The sequence below is a fragment of the Clostridium beijerinckii genome (genome assembly GCF_018223745.1).
Taxonomy (GTDB): domain Bacteria; phylum Bacillota; class Clostridia; order Clostridiales; family Clostridiaceae; genus Clostridium; species Clostridium beijerinckii.
In genome coordinates this window covers 2422622-2438008 of record NZ_CP073653.1, presented here as the reverse complement: position 1 = coordinate 2438008, position 15387 = coordinate 2422622, and the positions used below count along the sequence as shown (strand labels likewise).

Here is a 15387-nt window from a genome sequence, read left to right as displayed (position 1 = left end):
ATTTCCTTACTATTATGGATTACATTCTTTATTTATCCTAATTTTACATACTCAAATTATGTACGTCAATCTATATTTTAAAGAAAAATATTTTTAAGTTTTTTTTCAATTTTAGGAGGATTTTAACCAATTATGTCAAATTAATAATACTGAGAACATTTACTTAGTATATGTTTTAATAATCTAATGGTAGGATTAAAGGGAGGAATAATTATGAAGAAATTATTTAAATGTAGTGTGTGCGGATTTATATGTGAAGGAGTAGAAGCTCCAGAAAAGTGTCCAAAATGTGGAGTTCCTAAAGAAAAATTTGTCGAATTAACTAGTGAAGAGGCTGATAAAATCTATCACTCTGATAGAACTAATGATATTCATTTAGAGATCATTAACTTAGCTGATAAAATTTTCAAACTTTCTAGAGAAGGAATAGACTTAAATTTAGATCCTACATGTGTAACAGCTTTTGAAAAAGCTAAAAATAGTGCTTGGACTATTAAGCAAATATCAAAAGCAGAATTAGCAGCGCATATGAGCAAAGGAAAATGGTAAAATATTAAAACGAAAATTTTTTGTTAATTAAACTATTGTTTAAAAAGCTGAAAATCCTCAGATTTGATGGATTTTCAGCTTTATTAAATATCTATCTAGAATTCCAACAGCTTTGTGATTATTTATTTTCTACAAATTGAATCTTCAATCCATTAGGATCTAAAACATAAAAAAACTTAGTATTAGGATTTGGCTGAAATGGTCCACTATGAATTTCTATTCCTTTTTCCTTAATAAAGTTTATTTTCTCATCTATGCAGTCAACTTCAAATCCAAGAGAAATATGCTCTCCATAACTTACTTCTTTTACTTCCTCATCACATATTAGTTCTATTTTAGTCTCTCCATCTCCTAAAAATACAATTTCCCTTCCTGGTCCTGCATTAAATCTTTTATTAGTCTTAAGACCAACAATCTCATGATAAAACTTCAATGATTCTTCTAGATTTTTAACTTTTAAAGTACTCCAACAAAATTTCATAACTTATTCCTCCTAATATATATCACTTATGTATAAATGTTATATTTTGCATTTATTTTAATATTTATTAACCTGTCTATTGCTAGCTTTTGAATTGCATATGTATTAAAGTATGTCGCTCCTATATTTAATCACTAGAAACATATTACCAATTAATTTAGCAAATTTGTAAATCCAAGTTCAGTAAATATGTTTTTCATTCCCTCTTCATCTATTTGAAGTTTCAATTGATCTATTGTTATATTATTAAGTTCTTCTATATCACACTTTATAGTGGCCAATTGTTTGCAAAGCAAAGCTGCTTTTTTCCCGACTATTTTTTCATTTGATTCCTCAACTAACTTTGATAACGGGGAACGTAATATGCCAAGATCTTTGAACATTTTTTTTACTTCTTTTTCAGGTGAATTTTCTATAAAATCATATATACCTTCCACTGTTTCAAGTTCTTGAAGTAATGGTATAACAGACTTTTCTCCAACTCCATTTATTCCCGGAATATTGTCAGAAGCATCACCTTCTATAGCTTTTCTATCAATAATTTGGATAGGATCTACACCATAAAAATGATTTACATACTGTGTAGTAAATTCAAAAACTCCGCTAGGTATATTAAGTTCTTTAATATTTATTCCAAGACTTTCGTACATATCGGTACACTTTGAAGTTATAAGCCATACCCTTACATTATCATCAACAAGTTGAAGACAATCTTGATCTTTAGTCCAAATGCTAACTCTCATAGATCTTCCAAATTTCTTTGCCAAGGTACCTATTATATCATCCGCTTCATACTCTTTAAACACAAACTCTGGAACATTCATTTCTTTTAGAACTTTTTGAGCTAATGCAAACTGGCTACCCAGCTCACTTCTCATATCCTTTCTAGTACCTTTATACTCTGAATATAATTTTTTTCTAAAGGTAAATTCTTTAGTTAAATCCCAAGCCACAGCAATATGAGTGGGATTTTGATTTTTAATCATTTTAAGCATTGATGCCATCATTGTAAAGACCCCATTAGTAAACTCGCCTTTAGGTGATTGACGTAATTTTTCAATATATTTATCCTTCTCTTCATCAGTTTTAGCAAATCTATATTCTCTTGGAAGATTACCAAAAAAACAGCAAGATAAAAGAGATGAACCGTCTATTAATAATAAATTGTCATGCATAAATAAAAACTCCTAGCTTTTCTTAAGTTTATTCTGATTAATACCTTTTTATATTAAAACGACTAACCATAATTATTATACCACTATTAATTTACATAAAAAATACAGCCAAACTAATGACTGCATTTTTTAGTTCCATATTATTGCTATAAAGGTTTATACATAATTACATATCTATATTACCATATTTTAATGCCATATTAAACATCATTGCATATATTTGTTAAATATTACAAACACATCAATTAATTTATCTATAAATTATTAATTCACAATTTTTCTTTACTGTTATTTATTAGATTCCTTATTATATAATTGCTTACTTTCTCTTAAAATTCATATATTGCTGGCTGGAATATTGCATTTTTGTCATTTCTTCTAAAAACCACAATTAATATTTTGATTGTTTTTCTTTTACTCTCAATAAGTTATCTCACATGTACATATCTATAAACGCCCTTCCATTTTGTAAATGTTTTACATTTATGTTATAATTTATTAGAGCCTATTATGTCTCATTAAAAAGCACCAACAAAGGGGAGTGGACAAATGCTAAGAGTAAAGAGGCTAGTGTGCTTATTAAGCATCATTTTAATACTTGATACATATGATGTAAGCACAATAACACCATTTAACGCTTTAGCAACAGATGTTGTAGAAGATAATAATATAGAAATAACACATAAAGAAAAAACAGAATTTAAGGAAAATCCTATAGATGAAATAAATAATGAAAAAATTGAGCAAAGAGAATTGACCAAAAAGAAGGAAGCCGAAGAAAAAGAACAAGAAAAGAGTGTTACACCTGAATGGAAAGACTTTATATTAACTTTTTATACATCTCTTGATTCGGAAAATAGTAGTGCTGGTCCAGTGACCTGTCAAAATAAGCCATTAACTCCAGGTGGCGTTGCAAATAACGTAATACCTCTGAATACCCAAATATATTTGGATGGTTATGGACAAGTTACTGTTAATGATAAAGGTTCAGATAAGTATTTTGGAGTAGATAATAGATTAGATGTATTTGTACAACGAGAACCTGGTGAAAACGATCATGACTACTTTCGAAGGGTGAATAGCTACGGAGTACAAAGAGTTCGAGGTTATATAGTTAAATAAATTACATTGGTAATTACACCATTTAAATCCTAGTAATGTATAGATAAACAATATACAACTTAGGCTTATGCGTATGCCTCACCGAAATCATAAATATTTTGATTCCGAAAAGCTATGAAAATATCGCTGAAGGTTCTAAGCAGCAGATTGTATCCAATTTAGCATGCTCCAGCTTTCAGTTTGACAAGCTAAATTGGAACAACCTACAGCTAAGAACCTTTAACAGCTCATTTTCAAATGTTTTCTTCACAAATATATTTATGATTTCTAGTTAATACATTAGCTTAAAGTTCTAGCAATTTTGTAAATATGTTCATGTAATAAGTTGAATTCTTAAATTGGCTATCCATACAGATAAGCCAATTATAAGTTAGATTTACACTATCAAATATATCCCAACTAGAAATGGATAATATACTTTTGTGGAATGTTTCATTGGTAATTTTGATAGATGTGATTCTTTAGCTATAAGTTGTTCCAAATGTGCTAGTTCAAAGCTTGTTCTTTGAGGCTAGCACTTTGGGTGCAACTTTATAGCCTTAGAATCACCCATCAGAATTACCTGGAAACTGGAACAAAAGTATGTTATTCATTTCGGCGAGTTGTATGCATAAGTTCAGGTCTTTGTTGGGTTATCTATACCAATACAATTCATAAATATAAAGTTTTGTTTTTGACTTTTGTCGTAATAATCAGATTTAAAAAACTTATCTTTATCGAGCATACCAATCAGCACTTAAGAAATCATATTTTTCTGTTTAACTTTTTCTTTCTTAATCTTATATAAGTCACTATTACTCCAACAAAACAGATAATGGCCGAACAAACATATACATACCTCATTCCATACATAAAGACATCATCTCTACCCTCTATATATCCAAGTACTTTCTCTCCCATTTTCATACTCATAAATGAATATAAAAGCATTGTCGCCATAGCAACACCGGATGATTGTCCCAAATTCCTTACAAAAGCGTTTATACTTCCTGCAATCCCCAACTTATCACTAGATGCTGAAGACATAACTAGAGAATTATTAGGAGGTAAAAACAATCCATTTCCAATTGCAATAAAGACTATATATACAATTAATTGGTACATATTGGAGTTTTCATTTAAAGTCGCCATTAAACCCATTCCAATTCCTATGAGTATCAATCCTAAAAATGTCAGAAATTCTGACCCTATTTTATCTGATAGATAACCACTAAAAGGAGAAATAACTGTTATTAATACAGGCGAGATCATCATTATCATTCCCGCAAAGCTTGGAGTCATTTTCAAAACATTTTCGAGGTAAAAAGGCTGTACAATATTATTACTGTTAATTGATGCATAACATATGAATGTGCATAATATTCCAACCGTAAAAAGTGAATTTTTAAATAATGATAAATCTAGAAGTGGATATTTTAACTTTCCTTCTATTCGTATGAATATTATAAATAGAATTATAGCTGCACTAAAACTAATTCTAATCATGTTATTATCGTAACCAACAGTTTGTCCATTTATAAGAGAATAAAATAATAATACGACACTTATACCAAAAATTATTGCACCAATAAAATCAATGTCTTCTTTCTTTTCATTTGACTTACGAGGCAATACTTTAAAACCAATTGCTGTTCCAATTATTCCTACTGGAATATTTATTAGAAATATATAATGCCAACTTAAGTAAGAAATTAAAATACCTCCTAATGGTGGTCCAATCATTGTGCCAAGAGCTAGAAATGTTCCCGATATTCCAAGAGCTCTCCCCCTTTCATTAGCTGGAAATACTTGCGTTATTATCCCTTGGTTGTTTGCCATAGCCGCAGATGCTCCTATCGCCTGAACTATTCTAAAAAATAATAGGTACGTAAAATTTTTTGATAACGCACAAAATAAAGAACCTATGGTAAACACCAATAACCCTAAATTAAATACTATAGACTTTCCTTTTATGTCACCGAGCCTTCCAAACAGTAATATTGTACTAACTATTGTTATAAGATAGCAGATTACGATTAACTGAATAGAAGACATAGTTACTGAAAATATATTCACCATAACAGGAAGTGCTACATTAACTATTGTACTATCAAGGGTCCCCATAAATGGAAGCAAAACCACAACGGCCAATATTATCCATCTATTCTTATATACATTTTTATTGTATATTTCCATTATTAAAATCATCCCTTTTCATTAATTCTGTTATAAATATACTTTATTATAATTTTGAGAGTTTCTAATATACTAAATGATATACATAAGTATATTCTTTTGGATATGTTATATTTATATATTATACAGAAGTTATAAAATAGATATTATTTATAGGAATAATCCACCTTAATAAAATCACATTGATTTATTCTCTTACTTTTACTCTTTATTTTTTTAAATATTAAGTTTTTTAACTGCCAACTCCGCCATTTCTCTTACCTTCTCATTTTCTTCATTAATATACAAACAAAATACTATCCTCAACCTAAATTTCAACTTTAACATGTATATACATATATTTAAAATAATATAGTTTATTAATAATAGATTTAGGTTACTATTACTTGTTTTCAACTATATCTATAAAGCTATTAATTTCGAATTAATTGACATGCATATGAATTTAAATTAGGGACTTTTTTATCATTAAACAAACTATTTCTATAAATGATAAGACGTAAAATAATATATGGGCTACAACTAAGTCATAAATATGAATTAAATCATTACTTATGTACTTTATTTGGAAGAGTTATTAATAAAATTTTGTATTTGCGCTAACGTTTTTAAGAATTCTTCAAATTTCTCAGCGCCTATCTCCTTCTCTATTGGTGATTGTACTTCATTCCATACAGGAATTGCCTCATCGAGCTTCTTAATTCCGACATCACTTATTGAAATGCACTTTCTTCTTGAATCATTATCATCTGTTCGCACATCTACATATCCCTTTTTTCTTAAAATTTCAATATTGCGAGTTACTGTTGTCTGATCCATTAGCAAAGCCTCTGCCAACTCACTTACAGCAACATTTTCACGAGATGCTATGTCTGCTAATAATGAAAACTGTGGTGCTGTTAATCCAACCGCTTGAAAAACTTGATCAAAATACTGAGTAGTGACCCTTGTTGTCATACGCAAATTTCTACAAACACAACTTCCAATTTTCTTTAAATCATCTAAATTAGACATAAATAAATTACCTCCGTCAAAACCTCTGAATATACATATAGTAATCTATAGCAATTCTTATTGTCAATATACTCACAAGCAGATTTCAAAAAACTAGCTTTATTGAAGAATATATTATTTTTATCTCATAATATCATTAATTTTTAAGTTTAAGATATTATTTCCTGTTAAAAACACAGATTGTTTTGCCAAATCCTGAACACTTACCGCATGATATACATTTTGATGGCTCAGTATTACCTTCGCTCCAACGATTAATAAGATTACTTTCACATACTAATGGTCTGGACAATGCAAAATAATCAATGGAGCTTTCATTAAGAATTTTTGTTAGGGCTGAAATGTCACGTATTCCGCCTACAGAAATAACTGGAATATCAACTTCTTCCTTTATACTTTCAGCATAAAATGTATAGTAAGGAGCTTGTCCTTTCACTATTTTTCTTGAATAACTCTCATTTGGGCGTGAAGATAAACTCCCCCCACTAATTTCAACAGCATCTACGCCAAGCTCTTCAAGTTTTTTGCATACATATTTACATTCTTCAAAAGTCATGCCTTGATCCATAAAATCTTCGCAATTTATTTTAACTAAAACTGGATAATCTTTTCCTACTTTATCACGTATTTTTTTATACGTTTCTATAAGCATTCTAGATCTATTATCAATACTACCACCATACTCATCTATTCTTCTATTATAATAAGGTGTTAAGAACTTACTAAGTAAATATCCATGAGCTGCATGTATCTGAATGCCATCATACCCTGCTTTTTTTGCTCTAAGCGCTGCATTTGCAAAATCTATCTGAATTGAAACAATTTCTTCCAAAGTCATTTCTTTAGGAGTATTTTTATATCCCAAATCTGTTATATTACTTGGGCCTAAAATTGCCTTTTCTTCATTTCTAATAGTTTGTGTGCCTGCTGCTCCAAGTTGCAATATTATATTGGTATTGTGTTTATGAGTTACTTCAATAATTTTTTTATGATTATCAATAAATGAATCATTATAAATTCCCATTTGGCCTGGAATAAATTCCTCTAAATCAGTCACAGATGTTATTCCAGTAATTATAGTTCCTACACCTCCTTTAGCTAAATCTTCGTAAACTTTAAATAGTTCATCATTTATATTTCCTTTTTCATCTGCCATTCCTTCATATGTTGCAGATCTTATAAATCTGTTCTTTAATTTAAGTGGACCAACTTGCGTTTGATCGAATAATGATTTCATAATTAACCAACTCCATTCTAAATATATGCATATACATATATTTCATTAAAATTTTTTATTCAATAAAAATAAATTTATTAAAACAGATATTATATGTATATGTATATGCATATAATATCATAATCGTTAATTAATCGTCAATCAACTAAAAATTGTTATACCTTATTTTAATTAAGACCTTATATTTTATTCGAGCTAATAAAAATTTCATTTATTTTAATATACTTTATTAAAATAATCAACGAAAATTATTCAATAGAAACACTACATTTGAGTATATATTCCTTTTTAAAAATGTATGAAATTGAACCGCTACTTAATTTCAATATATAATAAATTTAATTAAAATAATATCTAAAAATGCCTGTCATAATTAAACACAGTAATATTTAGTAATATTTCACATATTTTATAGGTACATGATTTGATTTAACAATGAAACATCACATTTATTATCATATTATATATTTTTTTCTTAAAACCCAAAAATAGTAGTAGAAATTCTCCTACTACTGCTTAACATATCATCAATGCTAATTTGTATTTTTTACCAATTAATGTTATAATTATTATGCCATCTCAAATCGATATATTATGGAGGCGTAGCATATGAAACGTGCACATGTAAAAAAGCGTTTCGATAAGGATTTAATGAAAAATATATTTCTTTTTCTTAGTGAGCTACTCAATCTAATCTCTATAATTTTAAAACTCTTCAAATAACAATAGCACAAATATATACTTGAAACATTATTTATATTTTTAGGACTAGTATAATTATATTGCTTAAAAAACGTAAGTACCAATTACGCGAGATGGTAAGTTATTATAATTGAACGTCCTTTTTTATTCTTTAAATAATTATAATTCGAATAAATTCATGAATGATTTATACAAAAGATCATTCAAGTGAATTTAAAAATAACCCAAAGAATTTTTATTTTATCTATCACAACACAAGCATAATTATATCACTTTTGGGATTTAATGTAAATATAATTTTATATATTTTAGACCGACTCATTCTAAAAGTATACTTTAGTCTTATGAGTCCAATGCAAGATTACATCCCAACCGATAAGGACTTAGAAAGAGGATTCTTAGGTCTTCCTAAAATCCCTGGAATCCACTAATAAATCAAATATTATTCCTTCTCTCAATAAAACTGAGAGAAGGAACCCTTTTAATCATCTTTAGTCTTCTAAAAACTTTTGTTTTCTCTCATCTTTTCTATCTATAACAATATCATCAATTTTAACGTTATTTGCTCTTAATCTTTGAATAATATCCTTTATAAATGCGTCACTTCCAACTAAATAATACATAGCATCCTCTGATTTCATTGATTGGCTAAGTATTTCATAAAATTCTTTCCTAGAATTTATCCAAAAATTCTTATAATTTTCATCTGCTAATCTATCCAGTTGATTTTTAAATACAAATTTATCTGATGAGTCTATATTTATATTTGATAAGTATGAGATATTAGTTTTATCATTAATAAATGATAAAATAAGAGGTCTCATAGTAGCTATTCCAACTCCCATTGATATTAAGATTATAGGTTTATTTATACGTCTTAACCCCATTCTTGAACCTATCTTAAAAAATACAACTTCATCACCAATTTTTAATTCAGATAGCTTATTCTTGAATTCAGATTTGCTCCCTGGCACTCTTGTTGTTATGGCAATTTTATTTTCCTCTGGTAAAGTTGTAATGGACATGTGTCTTACCCATTCTTTTCTAGGCTGATCACCAATATCAAACCCAATATGCCCAATATGGGTATGTGAGCCAGGTTCCCATGTTAAATTTTCTGGTTTTTCAAAAAAATATGTTTTTGTATTATCTGTTTCATCAATTATATCAATAATTTTTAGTGTATATTTTTCCATAATCCCTCTCCTTTAATAACAATTCTCAATTTAATAGTATCAACTAAAATTTTTCAAGTCAATGTTTATAAATTTCAATTATAGATAATCCAACTAAAACCTGAACTTATGCATATAACTCGCCGAAATGAATAACATACTTTTGTTCCAGTTTCTAGTTGAGATATATTTCATAGTATAAATCTAACTTATAATTGGCTTATCTATATACAGATTTCCCAAGCAAGAATAATAACTTTTAGTTTTCATTTATAATATGTTTTATTATATTCATTAATGATGATGTCATTAATGTCTTATCACGAAAAATGATATATATTACAAAAATAATCCTTCATTATAACTCTAAAAAAATTTCAAAAATTTTATCCGCAATTTTGAAATGTGTACTGTGAATTGCAATATATATACTTTATAAAAAAATCCCAGGCGACTGTGGAGCCGTAGATTTTTTTTACGCATCTGCCTTTCCGAACGCATGTGAGGAAAATCTGGCAGGCGAATAAGATTTCTTTTTTATTCTTTTTCTATACAAAAACTAATTAAATAGCCTTCTTCATAAGTTATCCACAGATTCTATTACATTATAAATTCCCATATGTGTTGATTAACCAAAAAATAGAAGTGAAAATATATAAAAAATGAGGTCATTCTGTAGTAATATTAAAGTGCGAACCAAAATAATACTTAAGGAGAATGCCCTCATGAAAAATACTACCACTATATTTGATATATTTCAAACATTTTTAAGTGAAAAGGAAGTTGAAAAATTTAGTAAAATTTTAGAATATGTTGATACTGCAAGAAAATTCACATTATATGATTTAATAAAATTCTTTATTGCAGCAGCTACGAATGAATATAAGAGTTATAGGGATGGCGTTGAGCATATGGAATCAGTAGGGCTAACACCAGTTGATTATTCAACTATTTCTAAAAAAGCCTCTAAGGTAGATTACAAAATTTCTAAAACTTTATTTGAGATTATTGTTTCTAAATGTAATCGTAGAATGCGAAGAATTCTAAATTTGCCAAAACAATTAATAGCAATTGATTCAACTACCGTGACCGTAGGTGAAAACCGTCTTAAATGGGCAAAATTTAATGGGAAGAAATCTGGAATAAAACTTCATATATCTTTAAATATTAATGACTTTACACCACAAAAAGTTATTGAAACTATTGCTAAAAAGCATGATGGACCGATAGGTGAAGGTTTAATAGATGTACACTCTATTTTAGTTGAAGATAGGGCTTATGAAAATCATGAGAGATTTGATATGTTTAAAGAAATAAAACAATCTTTTGTTATAAGAATAAAAAATAATACAATACTTTCAAAACCAAAGAAATTGAGAAGTTTAGGAGTAGTAGAAAATTCTTCTGTAATTCGAGATGTTACATGTTATTTAGGAAAAGAGACTAAAAAAACTCAAAATAGATTTAGAGTAGTTGAATTTACTGATTATTATGGTAAATCAGTAAAAGTGTGCACTGACCTAATGAACATTACTCCAGAAAAAATAGCAGAAATATACAAGGAACGTTGGAAAATTGAAACCTTCTTTAAATTTATAAAACAAAACTTGAATGTAAAAAGAATATTTGGAACAACTGAAAATGCTGTCTATAATCAACTTTTCATATCATTGATAGCTTATGTTTTGCTTCAATTTACTTATGTTGAAACGACTAAAAATTTAAAATATGTTAAATTATCACTAATTCAATTTGTAAGAAAATTGCTTAAAAAAAGTCTTAAGGTCGAAGTCTATATATCTATTAACTTATTTTTGAAAAATATCAAAAATAAGTTAATAATTTAAAGTAAAAATTTGGTTAATCAACACTTGTGATAAATTCCCATATGTGTTGATTAACCAAAAAATAGAAGTGAAAATATATAAAAAATGAGGTCATTCTGTAGTAATATTAAAGTGCGAACCAAAATAATACTTAAGGAGAATGCCCTCATGAAAAATACTACCACTATATTTGATATATTTCAAACATTTTTAAGTGAAAAGGAAGTTGAAAAATTTAGTAAAGTTTTAGAATATGTTGATACTGCAAGAAAATTCACATTATATGATTTAATAAAATTCTTTATTGCAGCAGCTACGAATGAATATAAGAGTTATAGGGATGGCGTTGAGCATATGGAATCAGTAGGGCTAACACCAGTTGATTATTCAACTATTTCTAAAAAAGCCTCTAAGGTAGATTACAAAATTTCTAAAACTTTATTTGAGATTATTGTTTCTAAATGTAATCGTAGAATGCGAAGAATTCTAAATTTGCCAAAACAATTAATAGCAATTGATTCAACTACCGTGACCGTAGGTGAAAACCGTCTTAAATGGGCAAAATTTAATGGGAAGAAATCTGGAATAAAACTTCATATATCTTTAAATATTAATGACTTTACACCACAAAAAGTTATTGAAACTATTGCTAAAAAGCATGATGGACCGATAGGTGAAGGTTTAATAGATGTACACTCTATTTTAGTTGAAGATAGGGCTTATGAAAATCATGAGAGATTTGATATGTTTAAAGAAATAAAACAATCTTTTGTTATAAGAATAAAAAATAATACAATACTTTCAAAACCAAAGAAATTGAGAAGTTTAGGAGTAGTAGAAAATTCTTCTGTAATTCGAGATGTTACATGTTATTTAGGAAAAGAGACTAAAAAAACTCAAAATAGATTTAGAGTAGTTGAATTTACTGATTATTATGGTAAATCAGTAAAAGTGTGCACTGACCTAATGAACATTACTCCAGAAAAAATAGCAGAAATATACAAGGAACGTTGGAAAATTGAAACCTTCTTTAAATTTATAAAACAAAACTTGAATGTAAAAAGAATATTTGGAACAACTGAAAATGCTGTCTATAATCAACTTTTCATATCATTGATAGCTTATGTTTTGCTTCAATTTACTTATGTTGAAACGACTAAAAATTTAAAATATGTTAAATTATCACTAATTCAATTTATAAGAAAATTGCTTAAAAAAAGTCTTAAGGTCGAAGTCTATATATATATTAACTTATTTTTGAAAAATATCAAAAATAAGTTAATAATTTAAAGTGAAAATTTGGTTAATCAACACTTGTGATAAATTCCTATAGAATAAAAAAATTAAGAAGATAAATTTATATTATAGAAATTTATCTTCTTAATCTATATAAATACTATTAAAATATTATTCTTCAGATAAATATTTTATTACTTCAAGGCATTTTTCCTAGATTCATGGGTTTTAATGCTTCTTCAATTTCTTCAATATTTTTACCTATACTACTTTCAACTGCTGCTGTCACAGCTCCCTCAACTATTGGGCAATCTACTATCTTTATTTTTTCCTTCATCTTTTCATCTAGAAATTCTATTGCCATTTCTGCATTCATAAAGGCACTGCCTAAATCAAAAATAATAATTACTCCATCTTCTGAATAAACATCTTCTATTGCAGCTGATATTTTATCCATATCAGTGCCAACTCTTCCGTCTGCTGTTCCTCCAGCCACACCTATAGCTACATTAGGTGCCATTTGACTTGCTAATTCCTTTACACCATCTGCTATATTTTTACTATGCGATATTATCACTATTCCTACCATATATATTCTCCTTCAACGACTATTTTGATGTAACTCAAAATAAAAACTACTAATTTAAAGCTTCATATATTGTTTCTAATATTATTGCAGAAGATGTAGCCCCAGCATCTTGGTGCCCTAAACTTCTTTCTCCAAGATAACTTGCTCTTCCCTTTTTAGCTATAATTTCTTTTGTATGCTCTACACCTTTATAAGCAGCTTCTTTTGCTGCTTTTAAAATTTCCTTGACTTCAATCCCGCTATCTATACCTTCTTTTATTGATTTTAATGCTGGCTCTATAGCATCTATCATAGTTTTATCATCAGCTTGACCTTTACCTCTCATTTTTATACCTTCAAGAGCCTCATCTAGCATCTTTGCGAAATCATTAATATCAACTTCCGATTTTCCATTAACACTTACAGCTGCCTTCATAAAAGCTGTTCCATATAGTGGTCCTGAAGCTCCACCAACATTAGATACTAATGCCATTCCTGACTTCTTTAATATACCTCCGATATCATTTCCATCATCGTCTTTTATCTTTTCTACTACAGCCTTAAATCCCTTGCTCATATTAAGTCCATGGTCTCCATCTCCAATTGCAGCGTCTAGCTCTGATAAATATGCTTTATTTTCATCTATCTTTTCACTTATTTTTTCTAATATTTCAATTACTTTTTTTCCTTGAATACTCATTTCTATTCCTCCTATATAGCCTAATTTAGATGATGCTTATATATTATAAAGCTTCATCTAAATTATAATTCTTTGGTAGTAGAATCCGTCATACTCTTAGATATGCTCTACTAAATTCATCTAATCTCAAAAACTCTACCTAAAAATCTTTGCTTTATATTACTTTAAATGCTGGTGTGTTTGCTGGTGCATCTAATAATTCTTTTAATTCACTATCAAGTTTTAATACTGTTATTGAAAATCCAGCCATTTCAAGAGATGTCATAAATTCACCTACAAATGTTTTATGAATTTTAACCCCTTTTTCCTCCAATATTTCATTTACCTTTTTATTTACTATATATAACTCCATAAGTGGTGTTGATGATAAGCCATTTACCATGACTGCTACTTCTTCTCCACTACTCAATTTGATATCTTCTAGAATTTTGCTCATTAAATGTTCTGTAATTTCATCTGCTGTTTTTATTTCCTCTCTATGAGTTCCTGGTTCTCCATGAATTCCCATACCAATTTCCATCTCATTTTCTCCTAATGTGAAATTTGGTTTACCAGCAGCTGGTACAATACAAGATGAAATAGCCATTCCCATACTTCTAACATTTGATATTACTTTCTCTGCAACTCTTGTAACTTCTTCAAGACTAGCTCCTGTTTCAGCTTTAGCGCCTGCTATTTTGTGTATAAATATTGTTCCTGCAATCCCTCTTCGTCCTGCTGTATAAGTACTATTTTCAACTGCAACATCATCGTTTACTACAACAGCTTTTACATTAATCCCTTCCATTTCAGCCATATCTTTTGCCATTTCAAAGTTCATAACATCCCCAGTATAATTTTTAATTACAAGTAAAACTCCTTTACCTGAGTCTACAGCTTTTATTGCTTCATATACTTGATCTGGTGTAGGTGATGTAAACACTGCTCCTGCTACTGCTGCATCAAGCATTCCTTTTCCTACATATCCTCCATGAGCTGGCTCATGTCCACTTCCTCCACCACTTACTAAAGCAACCTTTCCATCTATTGGTGAATCTACTCTTACTAAAACATCTGCATTTTCTAATTTTTTTATATATTCCGGATGTGCAGCTACCATTCCTTTCAACATATCCTCAAGTACTAGATTTGCATCATTAATTATTTTTTTCATAAAATTCTTCCTCCCATATTTAAATATTCTTTATGATTAAAATTATTTATATCTAATTTATATACATATGTTGCAATTCAAAATGCACATTTCACAATTCACAATTACAGTTAAAATTCTTTTAATATTTTTAGAATTGCGATGAAGAATTATTTTTGCAATATATATAAGTTCTAAATAATATAATTCATTCATTATAAAATTATTAGCCTTTATTACCTAAGTAATATAAGATAACTTTTATGAATTAAATTTTTTAGAATATATGTAAATA

General features: G+C 28.4%; 13 protein-coding genes. 4 read left to right on the top strand and 9 right to left on the bottom strand.

Annotation, left to right across the window (positions count from 1 at the left end):
- Positions 1 to 213: 213 nt before the first annotated feature.
- On the top strand, positions 214 to 549 hold the full coding sequence (locus KEC93_RS11080; RefSeq protein ID WP_012058384.1) for a rubredoxin-like domain-containing protein: 336 nt from the start codon (positions 214 to 216) through the stop codon (positions 547 to 549).
- Positions 550 to 667: 118 nt separating this feature from the next.
- Here KEC93_RS11080 and KEC93_RS11075 read toward each other — a convergent pair whose 3' ends face one another.
- Together KEC93_RS11075 and KEC93_RS11070 are read right to left on the bottom strand one after the other, a co-directional pair.
- Positions 668 to 1030, bottom strand: a complete 363-nt coding sequence (locus KEC93_RS11075) for a VOC family protein (RefSeq protein WP_039770871.1) — start codon at positions 1028 to 1030, stop codon at positions 668 to 670.
- 152 nt (positions 1031 to 1182) lie between these two features.
- Positions 1183 to 2205, bottom strand: coding sequence for a 5'-3' exonuclease (locus KEC93_RS11070; RefSeq protein ID WP_077869835.1), 1023 nt, complete (start codon positions 2203 to 2205; stop codon positions 1183 to 1185).
- Between the two features lie 549 nt (positions 2206 to 2754).
- Between KEC93_RS11070 and KEC93_RS11065 the strand changes: the two genes are divergently transcribed.
- Positions 2755 to 3327: a 3D domain-containing protein gene (locus KEC93_RS11065; protein ID WP_023975867.1), complete on the top strand. Its 573-nt coding sequence runs from the start codon at positions 2755 to 2757 to the stop codon at positions 3325 to 3327.
- A gap of 744 nt (positions 3328 to 4071) precedes the next feature.
- On the opposite strand, the gene KEC93_RS11060 is transcribed toward KEC93_RS11065, so the two are convergent.
- The 4 genes from KEC93_RS11060 to KEC93_RS11045 form a co-directional block, all read right to left on the bottom strand.
- Positions 4072 to 5502 carry an MFS transporter gene (locus KEC93_RS11060; protein ID WP_077869836.1) on the bottom strand — a complete coding sequence of 477 codons (1431 nt, stop codon included), beginning with the start codon at positions 5500 to 5502 and terminating at the stop codon, positions 4072 to 4074.
- A gap of 561 nt (positions 5503 to 6063) precedes the next feature.
- Positions 6064 to 6516, bottom strand: coding sequence for a MarR family winged helix-turn-helix transcriptional regulator (locus tag KEC93_RS11055; protein ID WP_012058379.1), 453 nt, complete (start codon positions 6514 to 6516; stop codon positions 6064 to 6066).
- A gap of 157 nt (positions 6517 to 6673) precedes the next feature.
- On the bottom strand, positions 6674 to 7753 hold the full coding sequence (locus KEC93_RS11050) for an NADH:flavin oxidoreductase (protein WP_039771987.1): 1080 nt from the start codon (positions 7751 to 7753) through the stop codon (positions 6674 to 6676).
- A 1193-nt stretch (positions 7754 to 8946) separates the two neighbouring features.
- Positions 8947 to 9651 carry an FAD-dependent oxidoreductase gene (locus KEC93_RS11045; RefSeq protein WP_023975871.1) on the bottom strand — a complete coding sequence of 235 codons (705 nt, stop codon included), beginning with the start codon at positions 9649 to 9651 and terminating at the stop codon, positions 8947 to 8949.
- Positions 9652 to 10355: 704 nt separating this feature from the next.
- On the opposite strand from KEC93_RS11045, the gene KEC93_RS11040 reads away from it, so the two are divergent.
- Both KEC93_RS11040 and KEC93_RS11035 read left to right on the top strand, forming a co-directional pair.
- Positions 10356 to 11477, top strand: coding sequence for an IS4 family transposase (locus KEC93_RS11040; protein WP_172462699.1), 1122 nt, complete (start codon positions 10356 to 10358; stop codon positions 11475 to 11477).
- Positions 11478 to 11624: 147 nt separating this feature from the next.
- Positions 11625 to 12746 carry an IS4 family transposase gene (locus tag KEC93_RS11035; protein WP_172462732.1) on the top strand — a complete coding sequence of 374 codons (1122 nt, stop codon included), beginning with the start codon at positions 11625 to 11627 and terminating at the stop codon, positions 12744 to 12746.
- 145 nt (positions 12747 to 12891) lie between these two features.
- Here the strand turns inward: KEC93_RS11035 and dhaM are convergent, their stop codons facing one another.
- The 3 genes from dhaM to dhaK form a co-directional block, all read right to left on the bottom strand.
- A complete protein-coding gene (gene dhaM, locus KEC93_RS11030) occupies positions 12892 to 13281 on the bottom strand; it encodes a dihydroxyacetone kinase phosphoryl donor subunit DhaM (protein ID WP_012058376.1) in 390 nt (129 codons plus the stop codon).
- Between the two features lie 49 nt (positions 13282 to 13330).
- The gene (dhaL, locus tag KEC93_RS11025) at positions 13331 to 13960 is read right to left on the bottom strand and encodes a dihydroxyacetone kinase subunit DhaL (protein WP_023975873.1); all 630 of its coding nucleotides are present in this window, start codon (positions 13958 to 13960) and stop codon (positions 13331 to 13333) included.
- A 154-nt stretch (positions 13961 to 14114) separates the two neighbouring features.
- Positions 14115 to 15113 (bottom strand): dihydroxyacetone kinase subunit DhaK, encoded by a 999-nt coding sequence (gene dhaK, locus KEC93_RS11020; RefSeq protein ID WP_039771984.1) that lies wholly within the window; start codon positions 15111 to 15113, stop codon positions 14115 to 14117.
- Positions 15114 to 15387 lie beyond the last annotated feature (274 nt).

Coding starts and splice junctions, on each gene's coding strand:
- KEC93_RS11080 (WP_012058384.1), top strand. CDS start 214: ATGAAGAAATTATTTAAATGTAGTGTGTGCGGATTTATATGTGAAGGA.
- KEC93_RS11075 (WP_039770871.1), bottom strand. CDS start 1,030: ATGAAATTTTGTTGGAGTACTTTAAAAGTTAAAAATCTAGAAGAATCA.
- KEC93_RS11070 (WP_077869835.1), bottom strand. CDS start 2,205: ATGCATGACAATTTATTATTAATAGACGGTTCATCTCTTTTATCTTGC.
- KEC93_RS11065 (WP_023975867.1), top strand. CDS start 2,755: ATGCTAAGAGTAAAGAGGCTAGTGTGCTTATTAAGCATCATTTTAATA.
- KEC93_RS11060 (WP_077869836.1), bottom strand. CDS start 5,502: ATGGAAATATACAATAAAAATGTATATAAGAATAGATGGATAATATTG.
- KEC93_RS11055 (WP_012058379.1), bottom strand. CDS start 6,516: ATGTCTAATTTAGATGATTTAAAGAAAATTGGAAGTTGTGTTTGTAGA.
- KEC93_RS11050 (WP_039771987.1), bottom strand. CDS start 7,753: ATGAAATCATTATTCGATCAAACGCAAGTTGGTCCACTTAAATTAAAG.
- KEC93_RS11045 (WP_023975871.1), bottom strand. CDS start 9,651: ATGGAAAAATATACACTAAAAATTATTGATATAATTGATGAAACAGAT.
- KEC93_RS11040 (WP_172462699.1), top strand. CDS start 10,356: ATGAAAAATACTACCACTATATTTGATATATTTCAAACATTTTTAAGT.
- KEC93_RS11035 (WP_172462732.1), top strand. CDS start 11,625: ATGAAAAATACTACCACTATATTTGATATATTTCAAACATTTTTAAGT.
- dhaM (WP_012058376.1), bottom strand. CDS start 13,281: ATGGTAGGAATAGTGATAATATCGCATAGTAAAAATATAGCAGATGGT.
- dhaL (WP_023975873.1), bottom strand. CDS start 13,960: ATGAGTATTCAAGGAAAAAAAGTAATTGAAATATTAGAAAAAATAAGT.
- dhaK (WP_039771984.1), bottom strand. CDS start 15,113: ATGAAAAAAATAATTAATGATGCAAATCTAGTACTTGAGGATATGTTG.